Here is an 18,541-nt window from a genome sequence, read left to right as displayed (position 1 = left end):
GCATCGTGCGAATCCCGGTATTCATTTGTATTTGTAAAGTATATCTGTCTCTACGGACCCTGTTCCATAGTTAAATCGTAATTTAATTTTCTTCCACTGGTAGCCTTCGCAGCGGCAGAGGCGCTTTACTGGTTCCGCTCTACGGCAGGTCAGCCGAATCATTTCTGCCTTGCATTTACGCTTAAATATACCAATTGATCGTCCGTCATGCTCTGGTAGGATTTGCTGCCCGTCAGCTCCGTGACCAAGGTGTGAGAGAGCTGCCCCTTCTTCGTGGCGTAGGTCATGTATTCCTCCGCCGTCAGGTCCTTGCGCACTCCGTTCACGGTGAAATACTTCCCGGCGCGAGCAGGGAACACATTCTTTTCCCCTGTGGCGTCATAAAGCCGTGTCAGCTCGTCCTCCATAGGGCTGCTCCCCGCTTTCGATGTATAGGCGGGATTTACAAAGTTATCGACGGCCCGCTTGGCTGCTCCGCCGGTGCGCTCCGTGCGCCCCCAGGCGTCGATATAGGGGATCTGGTTGTAATCCCATCCTGGAATCCGCCCGCTGATCCTTCCCAGGGTGTACTGGGCATCCGGCGTCAGGAAGGCGTTCTTTTCCGTGTAGGTGGTCATCCGTTCCTCCTGCCCGGTCCGCTCGAATTGCCCGAGGACGGTCGGAACGCCCTGGGTCAGATAGCTGGTGGCGGCGGTAACCAGGGCGGCGGTGAGCCCGTTCAGGTCCCCCGACGAGGCGTATCCCACCGCGTCGAACACGTCGCTCAGGCTCTGGAGGCAAGACATCTCCAGCAGGGGCTCCGTCACGTTTGCAGAGGCCCTGAGGATAGCGGACAGGGTCAGTGGCTCCTTCTCCCCCTGCGTCATCTCCCATAGGTTTACACCGATGAAGAAGGGCAGGACCTCCGGGGCCAGCCAGTCCAGGGGGATGCTCGTGCCATCCGGCAGCTCCAGCGCATAATTCTGATGCCCCTGCAATTCCGCGAACTTCTTCCGGTCCTTATCGTCCCCTCCGGCGCCCCGCACCAGGCATTGGGCTGCGCAGTATACTCCAAAGGCCAGCAGCCCCGTCCCAGTCATCCCCGCGGAGATGTGGTCGATGGCCTCGGCCCCGCTCAGATTACCCTTGCGCACCTGGTACAGGTCATAGGTTAGTCCTTTCAGCAGCCCGGCTGGGCTGTATTCCAACCCGCGAGCCAGAATGTTGGCCGGGGTCTTGCGGAAGGGAAGCACGCCCTCCATGACGGTGCTGATTCCCTTTCCTACAGGACCCTTCCCCCGGTAACGGCCCAGGTCGCTGATTGCCTGCGACAGGGCGTTGGTATCCCGGTAGGTGGCCTTCTGTGCCTCTTTAATGGCGTAGGCCCGGGCCTTATCCATCCCCTCCCCCGCGGCGATCTGTTCTGCCGAGATGTGGTTGGCCTTGCAGTATTGGGCCAGCGCATAGGCGTAGTGGGGGCGCGAGAACCAGATATCCTCTGCGTCCAGGGCCCTGGTGTTGGACTTCCGGGCCTTCTCCAGCGCCTTGTTCCGGAAGATGACCCGACCCTCCTCGATGTACTGGTTGGCGTTTGCAAAATCGCTGTACTTGCCTCCGCCAAGAGCGGAGTCCTGCACGTTGGCATAATCCGCCCACGCGCTTGACAGCAGCGCCCGGTCGGCCTTGCCCAGGCCCACGGCCCCCTTGGTCCGTTCCAGCTTCCCGCCGGATACCCGGTCTACCGCGCCCTCAATGGCTGTGGCAGTCAGGCTCTTAGCCGCTACCACCGGGGCAAAGAAGGCGTTGCCCACGATGTTCCGAACGTGGGTCCTCGGGTTACCCAGCATGGCCAGGTACCGCCATGCATTCCACTTGTCCACAAACCGGGAGGGCATCTGGCGGCCGATGTCACGGAACAGCTCCTTGGTCGCCTCATCCCGCGCCTTTTGGTCTTTCGCCTTGAGCAGGTTCTCTGCAAGATTCGGGTCTATCTTCAGGTCCGGTGCATTCTTTCCGTACTCTTTCTTCAGTTCTTCCTGAAGGTTTCCCACGCTCCGCTGCACCCCGTAGAGTTGCCCCTCCGGGGACATGCTCTTGAGGATACGAGTGGCCTGCACCGCCTGGGCGGCGTTTCGCTGATGTCCCACCATTTTCGTGAGCACGGTCATGGCGGATTTGAGGTCTCCGGCGTTGGCCGCAGCATTGTACAGAGCCCAGCCGGTGGCCGTATTGGCCTTGGATACCTCGCCTTTTCCCACGGACTCAGACCACTCCGCCAGGGCGGTGGCGTAGCCCTTGTCCCGAATCGTATTCTCAGCGTCTGCGATGGCGGCCTTATCTGTGTAGGTCTCGTAAGAGAACACGCCGGTGGCCGTCAGTTCCTCTATGTTCTGCACGGCGGTATCCGGTGTCGCCCCAGCCTCGAGGATGGTCCGCACGGTCTGAGAGACCTTCCGGTCGTCCGCTGTCCGGCGGGGGACCCAGACCTCCCGGGCCGGCTTCTCGCCCGGTTTCATCGAGCCGTACTGCTCCACCATCCCCTGATATACCTCGTCCACCAACCCACGGATTTCTTGCTGCACCTCCGCTTCACTCCTGGTCCCGTCCTGCACCTGCTTCATCAGGCGGTCGATCTCGCGGGTGAGTTGATCGGAGCCCTTGAGGGAAAATTTTACTTCTTCGCTCCCTTCTCCTCGAACTCCGGGCAATCCTCTCCGGTCAGTACTTTGTCTGGTATTCCCTTCGGATACTTCGGACAGGTTATTGTGTGCAGCACCCTGTTCCTGCACTTGTTGCACTGCTTGACCGTGTTTCTGGGTATCATGGTCTGGTTCGTTTCGTTGGGCATCATTCAGCATCTCCTTCATGTAGATATGGGGACGTCCGTTCTCGTCGGTCGTCACCCTCACAATGTCAAAAATCGTTCCGCGCTGAAAAAGAGCCTCGCTCTCAAAATTGTTTCCAAAGCCCGCAAGGTCCCGTGCGCTGTCGCTGGAAATCTCCATAACCACGCCGTACTTTGCGCCGTCCGCCAAAGGATAACCGTCTGCTTCGGTGGATGTGGAAGTATATGCGCCATAGCGCACAATGTCGCCCTCTGCATGGGCAGAAACAAAAGCGTTGAACTCCTCCTCTGGGTTGGAAACAGCATCAAAGTTCAGCGTACGGTACACGGTTCCCTTGACCTTGGGCAGCTTCTCCAGGGCGCGGTCCAGATCGTCCACCATCTTCTGCTCCGCCTCGGTAAGGCGCTGGCCGTCCCGCAGCTTGGCGTTGACCTTGTAGCTATCGCTACTCTTGTACTGCAAAAGCGCGGCGGTCTCGTCTTCGTTCATGCTCTTCAAAGAGAGTTTCGTTTCGCTCATTGTAGCACCGTGGGCCTTGCCTTGCAAGCTGGCCGCCTGCCTGGCCGCCGCAGTCAGGGCCTGCTCCAGCCGCCGCTCGGCCTGCCTGGCCTGGCTCTTGTATTTTCCGGTCAGCCGGTCGGCCAGGCTGCGGAACACGCCCCGCAGCTTCTCCAGCAGGGTCCGCTTGCCCTGGTTGGCCTGGATGAAGCGGTCCAGCAGCGCCCCGTCCTCCATGAGGCTCCCGGCATAGTCGGCGGCGATCTCGTCCATGGCCTCCAGGTTAGACAGCTCCTGGTCGACCTCTGTGTACCGGCTCTGCTGATCCCACACCAGCGCGTCCACCATGCCATCCTCGGCATTCTCATAATGGGCCATGGCCGCCTCCCGGAAGGCCCGGTACTCCTCCGGGGCCAGCTCCTGGATACGGTGGGTGATCTCGTGGCCGAAAACCGCCCGGACCGGATTCTTCGCGTCCCGGGCGATGGTGATGACGCCGTTTTCAATCTTGCCGTTGGCGGCGCCGCCCCCCACCTGGTCGGCAAAACGCACCTTGATGCCCAGCCGCTGGGCCACCTCGTTTACCTGCCCGGCCACCTTCTGGTCCATGGATTTGGTGTAGTCGTCCCATACCAGCCCGCTGTCCTTCCCGTATACGGTGGTGAAGCCGGCCTTTCGGGCCGCCGCGTCGGCGTCGCTCCTGCCGGACTCGAATGCCGCCCCGCGCTGGGCGTCGGTCAAGGTCCGATCCTTCAGGCTGTCCAGGCTGCGTCCCGCCGCCCCGGCGTTGTAGGCGTGGGCAAAGGCCCGGTAATAGTCCGCCTCGTCCATGTCGCCCCGCCACCCGAGGCGGTATGCCTGGGCGCCATTCTCGCCAAATGCGCTCGTCAGGTCCGCGTCTTGGATGGCGGAAGGCGCGTGAAAGCCGCTCTCCCCCGCCTCGTCCCCGGTAAACCCAGCCTGCGCAGCCCCCACGGATGATTCCGGGCCGGCCTGGGCAGACTGGGTATTGCCACCGGCGGAGGAATCTGCTATAATGGAGGCAGAAGATGGTGCAACATCCGTGCTATGAACGCTGGTCGCGTGACGTCCAGCCGTGGATGTTGTGCCATCGTTCTTTTTCGTGACTTCGATAGCTTCGGGTGTGAAGTGGTACAGTCGATTTCCGCCTCCCGCCCTTTCGTCCTCCACGCGGACACGCATATCAACCAGATACGGGGCTCCGTCAATATACACCGTGGTCATGAGATGGTCATATCCGGCAATCTGCACCCGCCCACGCCGGTCGCCTTCATTGCTGAAATACACGCCATTTTGGGCAATGCGTTCCAGTTGCCCCAAAACAGCGATACTCTCCAGCGGGACCACGCGGTCCGAGTAGCTGCTGGCGGCGAAGGCGGATTCCATCTACATCTTCTCAGAGGACAACGGGAAAATGCACTTGACCGAGATGCAATACCAGAGGCTATGGAATGAATACGCAGAGCAAACTGGAATATCTACGACCGCGCACGAGCTCCAGCACAGCTCTGCAACCATGCTCTTTGAATGCGACGTGGATGTAAATAAAGGACGCGCAGGACTTTTTAGGCCATTCTACGGCGGCGATGACCCAGGATATTTACACTCATGTTCGAGATACGCATCGCAAAAAAACGGCGCAGCTCATCAATGAAAAGCTGCGCCAAAACTAACCGAAATTCTGTGTAGATTCTGTGTCGTAAGCGCTGTGAAAGAAGCGCGTTACTTCTTAAATCATCTTAAGCAAAAGACAAAAGGAAACCCTTGCAACCACTGAGTTTTCAGTAATTGCAAGGGTCTTACCTTATGGCGGAGAAGGAGGGATTTGAACCCTCGCTGCGGTTTCCCACACTACTCCCTTAGCAGGGGAGCCCCTTCGGCCACTTGGGTACTTCTCCAAGCCAATCGACACATATCAATATGGAAAATAAATGGCGGAGAGAGTGGGATTCGAACCCACGGCTCTTTCGAGTCACCGGTTTTCAAGACCGGCTCCTTAAACCACTCGGACATCTCTCCACAGACCGAGTACCGCCCGCGCGCCAAACGCGAGATTTACTATACCATAATTGCCACGGTTTGTCAATCATTCTGGAGAAAAAACCGGAGCCGAAATGGCTCCGGTTTTCTTTCAGGCATAGAAACTGTGGTGGCCGATGGTGGTGACATAAGGCCGGTTCCGGGCCGCCCAACTGTTGGGCGCACGGGTCGGATTCACAAAATAAAGGCTCTCGCCTCCCACCCGGACTCCCTCCAGGCAGAGCTTCGCGGCCAGGACGCTTTCCGCGTTCGGCTCCCGGTAGATAGCCCCAGTACTGGCCGGCGTAAACTGGTTCGGAGCAAACACCACGCCATAGATGGTATTCTGGAATCTGGGACTGGACACCCGATTCAGGATCACCGTCCCCACGGCCAGCTTCCCCTCCAGAGGCTCCCCGCCGCTTTCGGCGTTGATGATGTGAGACAGCCAGTAGAGGTCGTCGCTGTCGTAATAACTCTCGGCCGGCGTGATCGCGCCCGTGCCGCTGTGGACCGAGATCATGCTGTTCTCCTGGTCCCAGTCCACCGAGGCCCCCATGGCCTGCGCCGCCGTCCGAATCGGCACCAGCGTACTGCTGTTCAAGGAAAGTACGCCGTCAGGTACATGCAGTGCGCGGCCGTTGGCCTCAATATAGCAGTTGCCCGGCTTGGCCGTCATGGTCAGGCCGCTGGCCTGGACTACCACCTGGCTGCCGTCCCAGCACACCGAGGCGTCCGGCTGCAGAGCCAGAACGAACTCCGGAAGAGAGACATAGGTGGTCTCATGATAGACGGTCAGGTTCTCGTCGCCTACCAGCTCGCCGTCCACCAAATACAGGGGGCCGCTGGGCAGAGAAGCTGCGTGTTCCCTGCCGATTTCCGCCGCCTGGACGTCATCCAAGACAACCTGTGTGGAGAGATTCGTCACTTTTTCGTCGGTAGCGGCCTCCGCCGCCAGCGCCTTGCTTCCCAGGGGGAGCACCACCATCAGGCAAAGCATGAGACATCCTGTGCGCCACTTCATGTCACGTGCTTCCTCCTTCTGTTTGTTTTTGTTCTTCACTTTTTGTAACCAGATTGTAACCCATTTTTCAGAAAATTGCAACCCCTATTTTTTCCGACCTTCTGTCGAATGCCCCGACCTGCTGCGGCGCAACGCTTTCCCTCGTTTGCCTTCTCCCCTGTCCGACTGCTTTTTCGCTTGTTTGCACGTCAAAATCCTTCGGTCCCGAAATGACAAAAAGCAAGCCGCCGCGTACGGTGGCTTGCTTTTTGTCCGTATCAAGGGGGCTACCGCCCGGAAGCTGCGGCCCGTGCGTCCTCCTCCTGCACCTGCCGGTCCAGCTTTCGCATTTCCGGGAGGATAAAGAGGGCTACGATCACGCCGGAGGAAAGATCCGCAATGGGACCTGCATAGAGGATGCCGTCCAGTCCCCAGAAAAGGGGCAGGATCAGCAGCAGCGGAATCAGCAGAAGAAGCTGCCGCAGCATGGACAGCAGCGACGCCTTCAGGGGCTGGCCGGTAGCCTGAAAATAGTTGGTGGATACCACCTGAAATCCCGCGCAGAAGATGCCGAACAGATAAATGCGCATGCTGCGGACGGCAAAGTCCGTAAAAGCCGGGCTGGCCGACCCAAAGAGGCTCAGAATCACATGGGGGATGGTCTGGCACAGCAGCCAACCCAGCGTTACCGCCACCGTAGCCGCCGCAACGGCCCGGAGGTAAGCGCCTTTGACCCGATGAAACTTTCGTGCGCCGCGGTTGAATCCCAGAATGGGCTGCGCCCCCACGCCGATGCCGATGCAGAAGGCCAGCAGAATCATGGCTACCTTCATCACGATCCCCATGGCCGCCTGCGCCGTCACCGCGCCTACCTCACTGCGGCTGCCGTAATACAGCAGGGAGTTGTTCATCACAATCTGCATGATCACAGAGACCGCCTGGGTAATGCCCGCGGAGATCCCCAAGGACACCACCCGGCCCCAGATGCTCCCTTCCGGGCGCATGGCGGACAGGCGGAAGCGCATGTGCCGGCTGCGGGTGGCAAAGTAGGCCAGCAGGATCACCGCAGAGATGATCTGGGAGGTGATGGTAGCGATGGCGGCGCCCTTGACCCCCCAGTGAAACACAAAAATGTAGATGGGATCCAGCACCGTGTTCAAGATGGCGCCGATCAGTATGCCGTACATGGACAATCTGGGACTACCGTCGGTCCGCGCCATGTTGGACAGGGCGATGCCCATCATATTGAAGGGGGCTCCCAGCAAAAGGATGGAGGCGTAGTCCTTGGCGTAGGGCATCACGGCCTCTCCCGCGCCGAACACCCGGAGTATCGGCTCCAAAAAGAGCAGCCCCGACGCCAGCAGGAGCACTCCGGCCCCCAGCGCCATGACAAAGACGTTGTTAAGCGTGCGGTCGGCCTCTTCGTTCTTCCCCTCCCCCAGCTTAAGGGCGGCGTAGGCGCTGCCGCCGGAGCCAATGAGGGTGGCAAAGGCCAGCATGATCGTCACCATGGGAAAGGACACCGTGGTAGCGGCGTTGCCCAGCTCCCCGACTCCCTGGCCGATGAAAATCTGATCCACGATGTTGTAGATGGAGTTGACCAGCATGGAAATGACCGACGGAATGGAGAAGTTGAGCAGCAGCCGTCCAATGGGCTGGTAGCCCAGCGGATTGCCCGCCGCCCGCTCCTCCACGCTGACAGAACGCTCAGGGCTCACGGTCCAATCCCTCCTGTCGGATGTAGTTCAGAGCATTTTCCGCCATGTGGGCGAGCAGCTTGTCCGCCTGCTCGATCTCCTCCTGGCACATGCCCCGGGTTAGGATCCCATTCCACCGCTCCCGGGCGGCAAACACTTTCTGCACGATGGGTTCCGCCGTCGGCGTAGTGTAGAGCCGCCGCATCCTCCGGTCCTGCGGGTCCGGCTCGGAGCGGATATACCCCTCCTCCTCCAGCTTCTGCACCGCCCGGGTGGCCGTTCCCTTGTCAAACTGTCCCAGACGCGCCAAGTCCAGTACGTTGATTCCCTGGTGCTCAAAAATACGCAAAAGGAAAAACTGCTGCCCACAGCCAATGCAGTACGGGGCCAGCTCCCGGTCATAAAATCGGTTGGCCTGCCGGTAAAGGATTGAGGCGTGCCGGCCCAGATAATAGGTCTTTTTCATACTGCCCCTCTTTCATTTTTCTATCATCGTTGCATATTCAACAAAAGATAGTATATCGCCCCGTTCTTGCCCCGTCAACCGTCAATACGCCGGATGGAGGCCCCGTTTCCCATCTTGCTCCGGCAGTTCCCCCGTTTTCTCCAGAGGATTCGCCCCTTTTATCACCCAATTCCCTTTTCCGCATAGAGTGAGGTAGACCCATTGAAAGGAGCGCACGTTCATTATGGATGAATCTTTCACGCCGGGCAATCGCTCTGCCGGGCGCAATCCGCCGGACGTCCTACCGGAGATGGCGCTGCCCGCAGCCCCCCTGCCCCCTCTGGCCCCCGAAGAACCGCCGCAGGGCCCCGGGCCGGAACCGTCCGCCGCCTTCCCCTTCTTCCCCGAAGAGAGCCAGCTTGAGCCTCCGGACACGGAGAGGGAGCCGTTCTCCGTGGCCCCGCTTCCCCCCGTTACCGGCCGAACGGAATTGCCCGGGTGCCCGGCCGGCGCCCCCTCCATCCCGCCGTCCCCCCACTACTGCACGGTGCGCTTTTTCCATGCGGCGGCGGGTTTGGAGCCGGTCCGCATCACGGTAGGCCCCCTGTTGATGACCAGCGGCCTGGCTTACGGCGGCAGGACCGGCTACACACGGATCTCCGACGGCTTCCGCCTGGTCACCGTGACCAGCGCCTACACCCCTCGCACCATCCTGTTTCAGCAGACGCTGCCCTTCCGTGCCGGGGAACTCATCACCATAGCCGTGGTACATACCTCCTCTGGCCTCGACCTGCTGCGCATCTCCGACCTGCCCTGCGACAACCGCCCTGCTGGACGCGCCTGCATCCGGGCCGTCAATCTGTGTTATGGCAGCCCCGCCCTGGACATCTTTCTGGATGACGGCCGTCTGGTCTTTTCCGATGTAGGCTATAAAGAAGTCACCGCCTTCCGCCAGGCCCGTCCTCAGGAGTACGGCTTTTCCATCCTGCAGGCCGCCTGGCTGCCCACACCCTACCCCACGGATATCGAGACGGTGGGCAATCTGCCCGCCGTAGCCTCGTATGACGATTCATCCGACTACGGCGGCGTGCGTCCGCTGGCCTCCTTCTATCTAGAGGCCAAGGCCAACAGCATCTACTCTCTCTATCTGCTGGGCCGCTGGGACGGCGCCCCGCCCTTGCAGGTCCAGGTCGTGGAGAGCCTCTAATTCCACGCGCAAAAACGCGGACGGCTCTGCCGTCCGCGTTTTTCAGTCCGCAAAGGCCCCCTCAGACCTCCGCCTGGGGCTCCGCCAGCGCCAGCCCCGCGATTTCATCTACAGGCAGGGAAAACAGGATGCCCCGCGCCTGCGTGTTGATTCCTGCGGTCTTGCTCACCCGCTCCATCACCATCTGCCGGATGGAACGCGGTACCAAGATGGTTACAATTTCCTTCTCCGGGCGGACCGCCCCCTCTCCGGACCGCTCCCCCTCCTCATAGCCCAGCCTGCGGGCGTGCAGGACGGTACCGCCTCTGGCTCCCGCCGCCTGGGCGGCCTCCATCACCAGGTCGGTGCAGCCGTGGTTCACCACCACCACCACCAGGTCATTTTTCCCCTTTTCTGCCATAGACGTTCCCTCCTGTTCCCTGCCCCAGTCCTCCCGGGCCGCCGAGCGATTGAGAATTTTAGACACCACGCCACTGACGCTGGACAGCGGCATAGTAAAGATGATCCCCTTTCCAGGGCTTGACAACTGGAGCTTTTCCGCCGCCCGGACCAGCAGGCCGTGGGCCGCAGGCTCTGGGACGGCGGTGAGGAGCACGTCCTTCTGCGTTTCCCCCAGGCCCAGATAGTCCAGAATGTCGGAATTGGCTGTGCCGTGGCCCAGACAGGCATAGTGAAAGGGCAGGCCGGCGGCTTTAAACAGGTCCACGGCCTTGGAGCTCCGTCCCCGGTCCACAATGGTCACCATCAGCTTGATCACAGCGTCACCCATCGGCCTCGTCCTCCTCTGTATAGCTTATGATCTCGTCCGCGCCCTCCGCCAGGGCCAGCTCCAGCTCCTCGGGGCCGTGGGCGATCCGCCACTGGTAGACCAGGCCCAGGACCTGAATGGCGATGAGCGGCGTCATGGCCACCATGGCCACCACGCCGAAGGCGTCGGTGAGCACGTTGCCTCCCAACGCCTCACAGGCTCCCATGGTAAAGGGCAGCAGGAAGGTGGCCGTCATAGGCCCGGAAGCCACGCCGCCGGAGTCGAAGGCGATGGCGGTGAACACCTTGGGCACCTGGAAGCTGAGGCCCAAAGCGATGGCGTAGCCCGGCACCAGCAGCCACAGAATGGAGATGCCGGTCAGCACCCGCGTCAGGGCCAGGCCCAGGGCCACAGCCACACCCAGGGAGAGCGCCAGCCCCATGGCCTTCTGCGGGATGGCGCCGCCCGTCAGATCCTCCACCTGCTGGTTGAGGACATGGACGGCGGGCTCGGCCGCCACGATGAAATAGCCCACCACCATGCCGATGGGGATCAGCACCCAGCGGTAGGGCAGCCCGGCGATCTGAGCCCCCAGGTAATGTCCGGCGGGCATGAAGCCCACATTCACGCCGGTGAGGAACAGCACCAGCCCCACATATGTATAGAGCATACCCACCACGATCTTGATGACCGTCTTGCGCTTGAGCCGGAGGGAGACGATCTGGAACAGGGTGAAAAAGGCCACAATGGGCAGCAGGCCCAGCGCCACCTCCTGCATGTAGGCGGGCAGGCCGGCGGCAAAATACTGCCCCACATCGGCGGTGGTCTCCAGGTCCGGGATGGAGAACGGGGTATAGCTGAGCTCTGAGGTGCGGTAGCACAGCCCCAGCACCATGACGGCCAGGATGGGGCCGATGCTGCACAGGGCCACCACGCCGAAGCTGTCCTCCTCGGAGCGGCGGCCGGCATGCAGCGCGGTCAGGCCGGCGCCCAATGCCATGATGAACGGCACCGTAATGGGCCCTGTAGTGACGCCGCCGGAATCGAAGGCCACCGCCAGGAACTCCTTGGGCACCAGAAAGGCCATCACAAAGACCACTCCGTACAGGCCGATGAGCAGCTTATTGAGGGGCCAGCCGAACTTGGCCCGCAGCGCGGCTACCGCCAGGAACCCCCCCACTCCCACCGCCACGGTGAGGATGATGACCAGATCCGGAACAGCGGGAACCTGGCGGGCCAGCACCGTCAGGTCCGGCTCGGCAATGGTGACAAACACGCCGATGACAAAGCACAGTGGAATGATCCTCCAGAGCCGTTTCCCCTTGGAGATCTGGCTGCCGATCCCATCCCCGATGGGCATCATGGCCAGATCCACGCCCAACGAGAAGAGCCCCACGCCTACAATGAGTAGCAGGGCTCCAACCAGAAAGAGCATCAGGGAGGATACCGGCATGGGCGCCATCGTGAAGCTCAGCAGCAGCACGATGGCCGTGATCGGTACGACCGAGGACAGGGCCTCCTCTATCTTTTCCTTGAGTCTCTTATTCATTGACGCCTCCTTTACCAGAAAATATTTTGTGTTCGATTTATTTTACCATAACAGGGCTTTTTCTGTAAATCTTTACCGTGTAAATTTTGTGTAAAGAACACAGGGTCGGCTTAACCGGCCCTGTGTTTCCCTAAAAATGTTTTGTTTTCCGCCCTATTCGGTCCTTTCCCGGTCCTCTTGGATCAGCAGCTTCAGCGCACCGATGCCCACCTCAATGGCGGCGGACAGATCGTGGCTCTCGGTCTGTTCCAGACCGGCGGCCTCCCGCTCCTGGTTCCAGATCACATGGAAGCAGGAGCCGCAGCGCACGCCCAGGGCGGCGGCGCAGCAGAACAGGGCGGCGGACTCCATCTCAGAAGCCAGGACCCCAAGGCGCTTCCACGCCTCCCACTTGGCCAGCAGTTCATAGCCGACCGGCATCCGCGTCGGGTCGTGCTGGCCATAAAAGGAGTCCTTGCACTGCACCACCCCGGCGTGCCAAGGCTTGCCCAGCGCCTTGGCCGAAGCCACCAGGGCCTCCTGGACGTGGTAGTCGGACACGGCTGGGAATTCGATGGGGGCGTATTCCCGGCTGGCGCCCTCATGGCGCACGGCACCGGTGGCGATAACCACGTCGTCGCTCTTGACCGGCAGGGCGATGCCGCCGCAGGTACCCACTCGGATAAAGGTATCTGCCCCGATGGCGGCAAGCTCCTCCATGGCGATGACGGCAGAGGGGCCGCCGATACCGGTGGAGCACACCGAAACCTTTTCTCCCAGCAGCTTGCCGGTATAGGTGGTATATTCCCGGTTGGACTGCACCTTCACCGGGTCGTCAAAATAGGCCGCGATTTTTTCGCAGCGGCCCGGGTCGCCGGGCAGGATGCAGTACCGGCCCACGTCCCCCGGGGCGCATTTGATATGAAACTGCTGCTCATGCTGGTGCATGGACTCACCTCCAAAATATGCGGCCATGCCGCTGTGCGGTTGATTCTGTACGTCTCATTATAGCGTTTTTTCCTGCGCTTTGCAAGATTCCCACCGTTTCAAACAGGCGCCCCCGGCCGGCAGGGGCCGGCCGGGGGCAGATCGGATGCATTGGATCAGGCGGCAGGGATATACGGCTCACTGTCGTCCGGCCCCTCTGGCAGCAGCGGCGCCTCGGTGGGGGGCTCTGTGGGCGGCACAGTCTCACCGCTTCCCCCGCCGGAGCCCGCCTCCGTCCAACCCACGGGCCAGGTGGAGGGGTCATACGGGTCAAACTTCTCCCATTCCTCCACCGTGGGGTAATCCTCCGGGCCCGGCCAGGTAGCGGGATCTCTCGGGTCCACCACCTTGGGCGTCTCGGGCGCCACGGGCTGCGTGGTGTGCAGATCGCAGTAGGCCGCCTGGCCCAGATTGTCCAGATACTCCTTCAAGAAGATGTTGTCCGACACGCTGACCGCGCCGATCCCGGCCGCATTCAGGTTTTCCCGCCGCGGGAAGTCCACCACCGACACCTCCATCTGGCTCTCCTCCGGGCAATAAGGGCCTGCCAGATGGAACACGCCGGTGGAATTGCCCTCCGCGTCCTTAATGGGGGAGTTGGAGCAGATGGTGATGGGGACGTGATAGGTGCAGAACTCGGTCGGCGCGTCTCCGGCGGCCAGGGTCACGCTGACCACCCGTTCCCCCTGTCCGGTGACGGTGCGGATATCCTTGTTGCAGTACTCGGTAGCCTTCATACCGCTGTCCTTGCAGACCTGTACCGTCACGGTCTGTACGCTCTCCGGCTTGGCAAAGCTCCTATTCTCCAAGCCCTCGTGGAGCTGGCTCATCACCTTGCGCCACAGGCCGATGGAGGGGTTGTTCAGGGAAGAGCCCAGCCGCTCCTGCTGGTCGTAGCCCGTCCACACCACCGCGGTGTAGTAGGGCGTGTAACCCGCGAACCACAGGTCCTTCCGGCTGGAGGTGGTGCCCGTCTTGCCCGCCATGGACATGCCGTCAAACCGACCGCTGGAGCCAGTGCCGCCGGAGGTCATGACGCTCTGGAGCATGGTGTTCATATACCACGCGGTGGACTCCTTAAGCACCGTATGGGTCTCCGGCTGGTTGTCCAGCAGGACCTCGCCGTTGGAATCCAGCACCTTGGTGTAGGTGCGGGACTCAATATACACGCCGTTCCGGGGAAAGGCGGAGTAGGCGGCCGCCATCTCCCGGACCGTCACACCGTTGGTCAGGCCGCCCAGGGCCAGGGGGGCGATGTCGATGTCGGAGTAGGTTTGGCCGTTGATCTCCTTGGACTCCACCAGAGTGGTGATGCCGAAGCCGTTCTCGCCGGTCAGGTACTGATAGGCCAGCTCCGGGGAGCTGTAGTTGGCCATGATCTTGACCGCCACGGTATTGACCGAGCGCTTGAGGGCGTCGGACACCATAGTCAGGCCCCGGTAGCCGGCGGGCGTGTTGATGGGCCAGCCGCCCGCCCGGCTGTTGTTGTACGGCGAGTCGTCAATGACAGTGGCGGGGGTGATGAGTCCCATGTCGATGGCCGGTCCGTAGACCGACAGGGGCTTGATGGAGGAGCCGGAGGGCCGGACCGCCTGGGTCGCGCGATTGAAAATCAGGCTGCTCTCCTTCTCCCCCATGCCGCCGGAGAGGGCGGCCACATTGCCGGTGGCGTTGTCGATCACCACGATGGCGGACTGGAGCTGCTGCCCGTCGTTGGAGATGTAGGGCAGGTTGTCCAGGTTTTCATACACACTGTCCACCGCGGCCTGGGCTTTGGGGTCAAAGGTGGTATACACCGACAGGCCGCCGCTGTAGAACATCTGCTTGACGTACTCCTCCGACCAGCCGTTGCCGCTGTCCACCAGATCCTGAATCACGTCCCGAATCACCTGGTCCTGGAACCAGGTATACACCACCTTGGGCTTGCTGGTGTCCTCGCCCCGGACAAAGACCAGCTCCTGGGCCACCGCCGCGTCGTACTCCTCTTGGCTGATGTAACCCTGATCCAGCATCTGATAGAGGATGTTCTCCTGGCGGTTCTTGTTGCGCTGGACGTTGGTCACCTTTTCGCCCGTCTCCGGGTCGGTGATGATCAGGTCCAGGTAGGGGTCATAGATGGAGGGGTTGTTGGTGATGCCGATCAGGCTGGCGCACTCGGCCAGCGTCAACTCGGAGACGTCCTTGCCGAAATACTCATAGGAGGCCGTATAGACGCCCCGGCAGTTCTCCCCCAGATAAATATAATTCAGGTACCACTCCAGGGTCTCCTCCTTGGAGTGGTTGCGGTCAAAGTCCAGCGCCCGGAAGATCTCCAGGATCTTCCGCTTTACCGTCACCTCGTCCTGCTCAGTCACATTTTTGATGAGCTGTTGGGTGATGGTGGAGCCGCCCTGGATATCGCCGCCGGTGAACATGGTGAGCACTCCTCGGGCGGTCCGGAGCCAGTCCACGCCGTGGTGGTCGTAAAACCGCTTGTCCTCGATGGCCACCGCCGCATGGACCAGGTTTTCCGGGATATCCGCATAGGACACCCATTTGCGGTTCTCGTCCCCGTGGACGGTCAGCCACTCCACGTCCGCGCCGGTGTTCGGATCCGTGTAATAGATGGTGGTGGACAGGTCCACGGAAAACTTGGTCAGGTCCAGCGGCGCCTGCGGCATGATGACCGTCTTGATGTAGACGGCCGCAAAACAGGCCAGGATGGCGCCGGTGGTGATACCGATGAGCAACAGCGTGCCCAATACCTTCAAAATATTCAGGGCGATCTCTGCTCCGGCGGCCCGTTTCCTGCGCCTCCGGCCGGGACCCGGGCTCTGGGGCGTGTGGTTTGTCTCTGCCAAATAAATAACCTCCGTTCCCGGCGGTGCGCCGCCGTACGGTCCTATACATACGTTCTCTGTCCGGTCCGTGCAGACCCGCGGTCCGCCGTACAGCCGCTTTGCCCGCATGGGGGCATATAAGCATTCCGCCGCGGCGGAATCTTTTTCCGCCACGGCGGAGCCCGCGTCGAGGGCGCGGACCTTGCTGTTATTATAGCATATTTTGTTGATTTGTCCACCCTAAAAAATTCCATTTTTTGGTGCAGATGCCGCCGGGTCGGAAAATTTGGTATGTCCCCCACTTGCATTTTTTCCGTCTCCGGGGTAGAATAAGGCCAAGAACAGAAGGGACGGTGCCACCATGAGCGACGAGTACGGCGGCAATTTTATCACCCTCACCGATGAGGACGGACACGAAATCGAATTGGAGCACTTGGACACCATCGAGTTCAACGGCTCCGTCTACATGGCCTTCTTCCCCGCCGAGTACGCGGACGAAAACGGCCAGCCTCCCGCCGATGAGGAAGAGGACGCCGGCCTCATCATCCTGAAGGTGGTCTCCGTGGACGGTGAGGAACAGCTCTCCACCCTGGACAGCGAGGAAGAATTGGAGGCCGTCTATCAGCAGTTTATGGAGGAACTGTTTGAGGACGAGGACGAATAAGGGCGTTCAGACGCAAATCACTCCTGCTCGGTGCGTGATGGTTTCTTTTTAAACCCACATCTCTGAAACGGGACGCCCCCCTCGCGCCGTGGCTTGCAGGCCTCCCGGCACAGGCTTCGCCTGTGCCGGAAGTTGGAAGCAGTAAAGCGGCGCGGAGGCGACCCACCTGCCGTTGCGTGCAGGTTTTAATCAGGGCCACACGGCCAGAGCGGGAGCTTTTTTCTCTTCTTCTCCGTCTTTATCTACGGACGATAAAGGCGGATTTTTCTTGCCCAAACGGGAAAATATATTTTGAACGTTCTGTAAAATATCGGCATTCTCTCCGCCCGGAGCGTGTTTTTAGGCTTGAAAGCCATGTCCATATCCTGTATAATGCACTGATGTGTACTGAACAACAACGAGAGGACTGAAATACATGAGCGCATCCAGAGAAAAAAAGCAGCGTCAGGGCGATGGACTCAGCGAGAAGCAGCGCCGCGAGGCGGAAGAGGCCCAGAAGGCCCGCAGCAAGAAGATCCTCTACACCGTCATCGGCATTGTCTGCGCTGTCCTGGTCATCGCACTGCTGGTTTGGAATTCGAACTTCTTCCAGCGGCGCACCGTAGCCGCCACCGTGGGCGACAAGCAGTATACCGTCGGCGACGTGGCCTTCTATTACAACAACGCCAAGCAGACCATTCGCAACTACGCCAACTACGGCCTGGTCACCTACAACGCCTCCCTGGCCGACGACCAGCAGACCATCGACGACACCACCGCCCAGAACCTGAGCCTGTATGTGGGGCTCACCGCCGAGGCCGGACAGACCTACGCCCAGTTCTTCCAGGACCGCGCCCTGGAGGCCCTGCAGAACGAGGCCCTGCTGTGCGCCGCCGCCGCTGAGGACGGCTACACCCTCTCCGACGCAGGCAAGCAGAGCGTCGAGGAGTCCGTCACCAGCTACAAGCAGTCCGCCACCGATTACGGCTATACGCTGGCCGCCTATCTCCGCGCGGTCTACGGTCCCTATATGACCGAGAGCACCTTCCGTGAGCACCTCACCAACTCCACCTTGGCCAGTGAGTACGCCCAGCACTATCAGGAGAGCCTTACCTACTCCGACGAGGAGCTGACCGCCTACTACCAGGAGCACGCCGACACCATGGATACCTTCGACTTCCGTGCCTTCTATATCAGCGGCGCCCCCGCCGCCAAGACGGATGCCGACGGCAACACTGTGGAGGCTACCGACGCGGAGAAGGCCGCCGCCATGGGCCTGGCCAAGACCCAGGCCGACGCCATGCTGCGCCGGCTCCAGGACGGCGAGGCATTCAACGCCGCCGCCAAGGACTATGCCGCAGAGGACGCCAAGGCCAACTATGACGACCCCGACTACAACCGGCAGACCCGGCTGGGCAGCGCCGTCGCCTCCTATGATTACGCCGAATGGCTGACCGACTCCGCCCGAAAGGACGGCGACGTCACCGTGGTGGAGAGCAGCAGCGGTTACTATGTGCTCCAGTTCCACGGCCGCTGGCTGGATGACACGACCCACTATTCCGCCGATATCCGCCATATCCTGGTCATGGCCGAGACCGGCGAGCCCGTCCAGAACGAGGACGGCACCACCACCACGCCCGAGCCCACCGAGGAGCAGTACGCCGCTGCCAAGGCCAAGATCGAGTCGATCCAGGCCGAGTTCGAAGCCGGCGATCGGACGGCCGACTCCTTCGCCAAGCTGGCGGAAACCTATTCCGAGGACCCCGGCTCCAACACCAACGGCGGCTTCTATAAGGTGACCCAGTCTACCAGCTTCTTCGCCGATTTCAAAAACTGGTGCCTGGACGAAAGCCGCCAGAGCGGCGATCTGGGCGTCATCCAGAACACCCAGAGCAGCCAGTGGGGCTATCATCTGATTTACTTCCAGGACTGGGGCCCCCTGGTCTGGAAGAACACCGCCCAGTCCGCTCTATCCAGCGCCGACACCAACGCCTGGATCGAGAGCCGGATGCCCTCCTACCCCACCGCCGCGGTGGAAAAGGGCATGGCCAAGGTCATCGGTTAACTCCCATACCGCGGTTCCCGCAGAGGCAGGCACCTC

General features: G+C 61.0%; 11 protein-coding genes, 2 tRNA genes and 1 other RNA gene. 4 read left to right on the top strand and 10 right to left on the bottom strand.

Annotated features, from left to right (window positions below; all coding sequences use genetic code 11):
* Window positions 1-158 precede the first annotated feature (158 nt).
* The 6 genes from BN2154_RS07490 to BN2154_RS07460 form a co-directional block, all read right to left on the bottom strand.
* A complete protein-coding gene (locus BN2154_RS07490; protein ID WP_154666656.1) occupies window positions 159-4,730 on the bottom strand; it encodes an ADP-ribosyltransferase in 4,572 nt (1,523 codons plus the stop codon).
* 421 nt (window positions 4,731-5,151) lie between these two features.
* Window positions 5,152-5,242: transfer RNA gene (locus BN2154_RS07480), tRNA-Ser, on the bottom strand.
* Between the two features lie 34 nt (window positions 5,243-5,276).
* A tRNA-Ser gene (locus BN2154_RS07475) sits at window positions 5,277-5,363 on the bottom strand.
* Window positions 5,364-5,475: 112 nt separating this feature from the next.
* A complete protein-coding gene (locus tag BN2154_RS07470) occupies window positions 5,476-6,387 on the bottom strand; it encodes a cell wall hydrolase (RefSeq protein WP_242853716.1) in 912 nt (303 codons plus the stop codon).
* A 266-nt stretch (window positions 6,388-6,653) separates the two neighbouring features.
* Entirely contained in the window at window positions 6,654-8,084 is a 1,431-nt protein-coding gene (locus BN2154_RS07465; RefSeq protein ID WP_050618217.1) for an MATE family efflux transporter, read from the bottom strand.
* Entirely contained in the window at window positions 8,074-8,529 is a 456-nt protein-coding gene (locus tag BN2154_RS07460) for a MarR family winged helix-turn-helix transcriptional regulator (RefSeq protein WP_050618216.1), read from the bottom strand. Before BN2154_RS07460 ends, BN2154_RS07465 begins: the two co-directional genes overlap by 11 nt.
* A 223-nt stretch (window positions 8,530-8,752) precedes the next feature.
* Between BN2154_RS07460 and BN2154_RS07455 the strand changes: the two genes are divergently transcribed.
* The gene (locus tag BN2154_RS07455; RefSeq protein WP_050618215.1) at window positions 8,753-9,715 is read left to right on the top strand and encodes a DUF4397 domain-containing protein; all 963 of its coding nucleotides are present in this window, start codon (window positions 8,753-8,755) and stop codon (window positions 9,713-9,715) included.
* A gap of 61 nt (window positions 9,716-9,776) precedes the next feature.
* Here BN2154_RS07455 and BN2154_RS07450 read toward each other — a convergent pair whose 3' ends face one another.
* From BN2154_RS07450 to BN2154_RS07435, 4 genes are all read right to left on the bottom strand, one after another.
* Window positions 9,777-10,484, bottom strand: coding sequence for a hypothetical protein (locus BN2154_RS07450; RefSeq protein ID WP_050618214.1), 708 nt, complete (start codon window positions 10,482-10,484; stop codon window positions 9,777-9,779).
* Window positions 10,477-12,012, bottom strand: coding sequence for a DUF1538 domain-containing protein (locus BN2154_RS07445; RefSeq protein WP_050618213.1), 1,536 nt, complete (start codon window positions 12,010-12,012; stop codon window positions 10,477-10,479). Before BN2154_RS07445 ends, BN2154_RS07450 begins: the two co-directional genes overlap by 8 nt.
* A gap of 153 nt (window positions 12,013-12,165) precedes the next feature.
* A complete protein-coding gene (udp, locus tag BN2154_RS07440) occupies window positions 12,166-12,939 on the bottom strand; it encodes a uridine phosphorylase (protein WP_050618212.1) in 774 nt (257 codons plus the stop codon).
* A gap of 155 nt (window positions 12,940-13,094) precedes the next feature.
* Window positions 13,095-15,818 (bottom strand): transglycosylase domain-containing protein, encoded by a 2,724-nt coding sequence (locus BN2154_RS07435; protein ID WP_050618211.1) that lies wholly within the window; start codon window positions 15,816-15,818, stop codon window positions 13,095-13,097.
* A gap of 340 nt (window positions 15,819-16,158) precedes the next feature.
* Between BN2154_RS07435 and BN2154_RS07430 the strand changes: the two genes are divergently transcribed.
* The 3 genes from BN2154_RS07430 (at window position 16,159) to BN2154_RS07425 (ending at window position 18,505) form a co-directional block, all read left to right on the top strand.
* Window positions 16,159-16,461, top strand: a complete 303-nt coding sequence (locus BN2154_RS07430) for a DUF1292 domain-containing protein (RefSeq protein WP_050618210.1) — start codon at window positions 16,159-16,161, stop codon at window positions 16,459-16,461.
* A gap of 17 nt (window positions 16,462-16,478) precedes the next feature.
* A non-coding RNA gene (gene ssrS / locus BN2154_RS15235) (6S RNA) lies at window positions 16,479-16,680 on the top strand.
* A 196-nt stretch (window positions 16,681-16,876) separates the two neighbouring features.
* Window positions 16,877-18,505: a peptidylprolyl isomerase gene (locus tag BN2154_RS07425; protein WP_050618209.1), complete on the top strand. Its 1,629-nt coding sequence runs from the start codon at window positions 16,877-16,879 to the stop codon at window positions 18,503-18,505.
* Window positions 18,506-18,541 lie beyond the last annotated feature (36 nt).

Origin of the sequence: Intestinimonas massiliensis (ex Afouda et al. 2020), from assembly GCF_001244995.1 — a bacterium.
In the GTDB taxonomy this organism is placed as follows: domain Bacteria; phylum Bacillota; class Clostridia; order Oscillospirales; family Oscillospiraceae; genus Intestinimonas; species Intestinimonas massiliensis.
This window is presented reverse-complemented; position numbering and strand designations above follow the sequence as displayed.